The organism is Phenylobacterium sp., from assembly GCF_004799395.1.
Taxonomy (GTDB): domain Bacteria; phylum Pseudomonadota; class Alphaproteobacteria; order Caulobacterales; family Caulobacteraceae; genus Phenylobacterium.
Genome location: NZ_SSMZ01000113.1, coordinates 1 through 4,252 on the forward strand (window position 1 = coordinate 1; position 4,252 = coordinate 4,252).

Genomic DNA, 4,252 nt, shown 5'->3' on the forward strand with positions numbered 1-4,252 from the left:
CGCATCACCTCTTCCATCTTCAGCTCGATGTAGCTGTCGATGAAGTCGTCGCTCATGACGCCACCGGCTTTCAGGAAGGCGCGGTCCTTGTCGAGGTTGTCGAGGGCCTCCTTCAGCGAGCCGCAGACCTCGGGGATCTTCTTCTGCTCGCGCGGCGGCAGGTCGTAGAGGTTCTTGTCGGCCGGGCCGCCCGGATCGATCTGGTTGATGATCCCGTCCATGCCGGCCATCAGCAGGGCGGTGAAGGTCAGGTACGGATTGCCCATCGGGTCGGGGAACCGGCACTCGATGCGCTTGCCCTTGGGGCTGTCGGTGTGCGGGATGCGGATCGAGGCGGAGCGGTTGCGGGCCGAGTAGGCCAGCTTCACCGGGGCTTCGTAGCCGGGCACCAGACGCTTGTAGGAGTTGGTCGTGGAGTTGGAGAAGGCGTTGATCGCCTTGGCGTGCTTGATGATCCCGCCGATGTACCAGAGGCACATCTGGCTGAGCCCCGCGTACTTGTCGCCGGCGAACAGCGGCTTGCCGCCGCCCCAGATCGACTGGTGGACGTGCATGCCTGAGCCGTTGTCGGCGAACATCGGCTTGGCCATGAAGGTCGCCGTCTTGCCGTAGGCGTGGGCGACGTTCTGGATGACGTACTTATAGAGCTGCAGCCGGTCGGCCATGGTGATCATGGTGTCGAACTTCAGGCCGAGTTCGTGCTGGGCCGGCGCCACCTCGTGGTGGTGCTTTTCCGGCTTCATGCCGAGCTCGCCCATCACCGCCAGCATCTCGCCGCGCAGGTCCTGGGCCGAGTCCACCGGGTTCACCGGGAAATAGCCGCCCTTGGGGCCCGGGCGGTGGCCCATGTTGCCCTCTTCGTACTCCTTGGCCGAATTGATCGGCAGTTCGACGGAGTCGAAGGAATAGCCGGTGTTGGACGGCTGAACCGACCAGCGCACGTCGTCGAAGATGAAGAACTCGGCTTCCGGGCCGAAGAAGACCGTGTCGCCGACGCCGGTCGACTTTACGAAGTTCAGCGCCGATTTGGCGATCGAGCGCGGGTCCCGCTCGTAGGGCGTGCCCGTGTCGGGGTTCACCACGTCGCAGAAGATCGCCATGGTCGTCTGCTGGTAGAACGGGTCGATGATCACCGAGTCCAGATCCGGACGCAGCTTCATGTCGCTCTCGTTGATGGCCTTCCAGCCGGCGATCGATGAGCCATCGAACATGGTGCCGTCGGTCAGGAAATCGTCATCGACCAGGTCGATGTCGAAGGTCACGTGCTGCATTTTTCCGCGGATGTCGGTGAAGCGAACGTCGACGTATTTGACGTCCTTCTCCTTGATCTGGGCCAGGATGTCTTTGGCTGAAGTCGCCATGGTGCTTATCCCCTTGAAGTGGTCTCGAGTGACGATGGATTAGACGGCGTCGGCTCCGGTCTCTCCGGTCCGGATGCGCATGACGTCGAGAATTTCAGAAACGAAGATCTTGCCGTCGCCGATGCGGCCGGTGCGGGCCGAGGCGGCGATGGCTTCGAGGGCGCGGCTGAGCTGATCGTCGCCGATCACCACCTCGATCTTGATCTTGGGCAGGAAGTCCACGACGTACTCCGCGCCACGGTAGAGTTCGGTCTGGCCCTTCTGGCGCCCGTAACCCTTGGCCTCGATCACCGTCATGCCCTGGACGCCCATTTCCTGCAGGGCCTCCTTCACTTCGTCGAGCTTGAACGGTTTGATGATGGCTTCGATCTTTTTCATAGGTCCTCAAAACAGCCGCCCCCGACTGTCGAGGCGACCCAGCATGCCCGGGCGGGGGCTCACAAGCGCGCTTGCGGGCGGGGTAGGGGCGGACGAACGCCAAAGCGGCAGGCGCCCAGAACGCAGGCGCCACGAGATCAAAAATCAGTCAACGCCGAAATGCCTTCAAGACGGCGGTCCGGGCGCCTAGGATCGCGCGGCGCAACGCTCGGAGGCCACGCGAAGCATGGACGGCAGGACCCCAGTTTTGATTGGAGCGGGCCAATTCACCTATCGGGGCGATCCGTCCACATCTCCATCACCGGTCAGCCTGCTGAAGATTGCGGCGGAACGCGCGGCGGCCGACGCCGGCGTCGGCGCGGCGGGCCTGGCGGCCGTCGATGCCCTGGCCGTCGCGGGCTTCACCATCGACGCGCCGGGTTCGAACCGCGGTATGATCCCCCATTCCAGCAATCCGCCGGCGAGCCTCGCGACACAGATCGGAGCCGCCCCGGACTGGGCCGTCTATTCGCACATGGGCGGCAACACGCCCCAGCAGTTGGTCAATGTCCTGGCCGAGCGGATCGCCAAGGGCGAGACCGACCTGGCGCTGGCGGTGGGCTGCGAGTTCCTGGGTTCGGCGATGAAGCGGCTGACCAAGGGCCTGGGCTTCGAAGATTGGCGCGAAGACGCCGACCTGCCGCCGCCGGAGCGGATCGGCGATCCGCGCAACGGCGTCAGCGCTTACGAGGCGCGCCATGGCCTGGGACGACCGATCAACTGTTATCCGCTCTTCGAGAACGCGCTCAGGGCGCGCGACGGGCGTTCGGTGACCGACCACCAGGCGCGGCTGGGCCGGCTTTTCGCGCCCTTCACCAAGGTCGCGGCGCACAATCCCGAAGCCTGGTTCCCGATCGAACGGACGGCGGAGGAGCTGGTCGCTGTCTCCGACAGGAACCGGATGATCGGGTTCCCGTACCCGAAGCTGCTCAACGCCATCATGGAGGTCGACCAGTCGGCAGGCGTGATTCTGGCCAGCGAGGCCAAGGCCCGCGAACTGGGCGTGCCGGAAGACAAGTGGGTCTACCTGCATGGTTGCGCCGACGCTGCCGACCTCTGGTTCCCGCTTGACCGCCAGAATTTCCATTCCAGCCCCGCCATGCGGCTGACCGGTCAGCGGGCGCTGGAGATGGCCGGCGTGCGCCTGGACGACATCGGATTCATCGACCTCTATTCCTGCTTTCCGGTGGCTGTGGAGATTGGGGCCGAGGAGCTGGGGCTGGCGCTGGACGACCCGCGCGGCCTGACGGTGACCGGCGGGTTGCCCTACGCCGGCGGGCCGGGGAACAATTACGCCATGCACTCGATCGCCGTGATGGCGGGCAAGCTCCGCGCGGCGCCTGAGGCCTACGGCCTGGTCACCGCCAACGGCTGGTACCTGACCAAGCAATCGACCGGAATCTACTCTGCGCGACGGCCGCAGCGGCCGTTCGAACGCCAACATCCCACGGTGCTGCAGGCGGAGATCGACATCCTGCCACATCCAGATGTCACGGAGACGCCGCAAGGCTCGGCCACCATCGAAACCTACACTGTCGTCCACCGCCGCGAGGGACCGTTCATGGGGATCGTCATCGGCCGCGATGCGGCCGGCCGACGCTTCGCCGCCCATACGCCGAACGATCCAGAGACCCTGGCCGGGCTGGAGCAGGGCGAGCAGGTGGGCCGTCCCGGCCAGGTCCGCACGGGCGTCGACGGCCAGACCAACCTGTTCATTCCGGATTGAGGCCCATGGCTCATCTGAAGCGTCTCTATTTGATCCGACACGGCAAGCCCTCCGCCACCTGGGGCGGCGATGATGACGATCCGGGGCTGGACGAAGCCGGTCAGGCCCAGGCCAACGCCGCGCGCGACTGGCTGATGGCCCTTCCGCCGGATGAGCAGCCCACCATGGTGGTGAGCTCGCCGCTGCGCCGCTGCCGCGAGACCGCCATTCCGACCGCCGAGGCGCTCGGGGTCGAGATAGAGGTTGATCCGCGCGTCGGCGAAATCCCGACGCCCGCGGCCCTGTCGCCGGAGGAACGCGGGCCTTGGCTGCGCAAGTCCTTCGCCGGGACCTGGGCGGAGATCGAGGGCGACTTGGACTACGACGCCTGGCGGCGGGAGATCGCCGCGTCCCTGGCTTCGCGAGGGAACACCGCGGTCTTCTCGCACTATGTGGCGACCAACGCCGTGGTCTCACAGTTGATGGGCGTGCCCCAGGTGCTGGCTTTCCGCCCGGATCACGCGTCAATCACCATATTGGAGACCGATGGTGAGACGCTGACCTTGGTGGAGAAGGGCCGCGAAGCGACCACCGGCGTTCTTTAGGATGGGGCAATAAGCATTTGAACGTGCGCCAGATACTCACCGTCGCAGAGATGGCGCACGCCGATGCGGCGGCGATCGCCGCCGGGACGCCGGGGCTCACCCTGATGGAGCGCGCGGGGACGGCGGTCGCCGATGCGGTTTGCGCGCGGTTCGACAAGCAGGCG

Annotated in this window: 4 protein-coding genes; 2 read left to right on the forward strand and 2 right to left on the reverse strand. The window is 65.8% G+C overall.

Annotated features, from left to right (window positions below):
* Both glnA and E8A12_RS07945 read right to left on the reverse strand, forming a co-directional pair.
* The coding region (gene glnA, locus E8A12_RS07940) for a type I glutamate--ammonia ligase (protein WP_293367399.1) at positions 1 to 1,361 on the reverse strand (1,361 nt) is incomplete at its 3' end.
* 39 nt (positions 1,362 to 1,400) lie between these two features.
* A complete protein-coding gene (locus E8A12_RS07945; RefSeq protein WP_293367401.1) occupies positions 1,401 to 1,739 on the reverse strand; it encodes a P-II family nitrogen regulator in 339 nt (112 codons plus the stop codon).
* Between the two features lie 226 nt (positions 1,740 to 1,965).
* On the opposite strand from E8A12_RS07945, the gene E8A12_RS07950 reads away from it, so the two are divergent.
* Positions 1,966 to 3,504 (forward strand): acetyl-CoA acetyltransferase, encoded by a 1,539-nt coding sequence (locus E8A12_RS07950; RefSeq protein WP_293367403.1) that lies wholly within the window; start codon positions 1,966 to 1,968, stop codon positions 3,502 to 3,504.
* A gap of 5 nt (positions 3,505 to 3,509) precedes the next feature.
* Positions 3,510 to 4,088, forward strand: a complete 579-nt coding sequence (locus tag E8A12_RS07955; protein ID WP_363211781.1) for a histidine phosphatase family protein — start codon at positions 3,510 to 3,512, stop codon at positions 4,086 to 4,088.
* The last annotated feature ends 164 nt before the right edge of the window (positions 4,089 to 4,252 follow it).

What these genes read in the sequence shown, in the direction of transcription:
- E8A12_RS07945 (WP_293367401.1), bottom strand. Translation starts at nt 1,739, where the DNA reads ATGAAAAAGATCGAAGCCATCATCAAACCGTTCAAGCTCGACGAAGTG.
- E8A12_RS07950 (WP_293367403.1), top strand. Translation starts at nt 1,966, where the DNA reads ATGGACGGCAGGACCCCAGTTTTGATTGGAGCGGGCCAATTCACCTAT.
- E8A12_RS07955 (WP_363211781.1), top strand. Translation starts at nt 3,510, where the DNA reads ATGGCTCATCTGAAGCGTCTCTATTTGATCCGACACGGCAAGCCCTCC.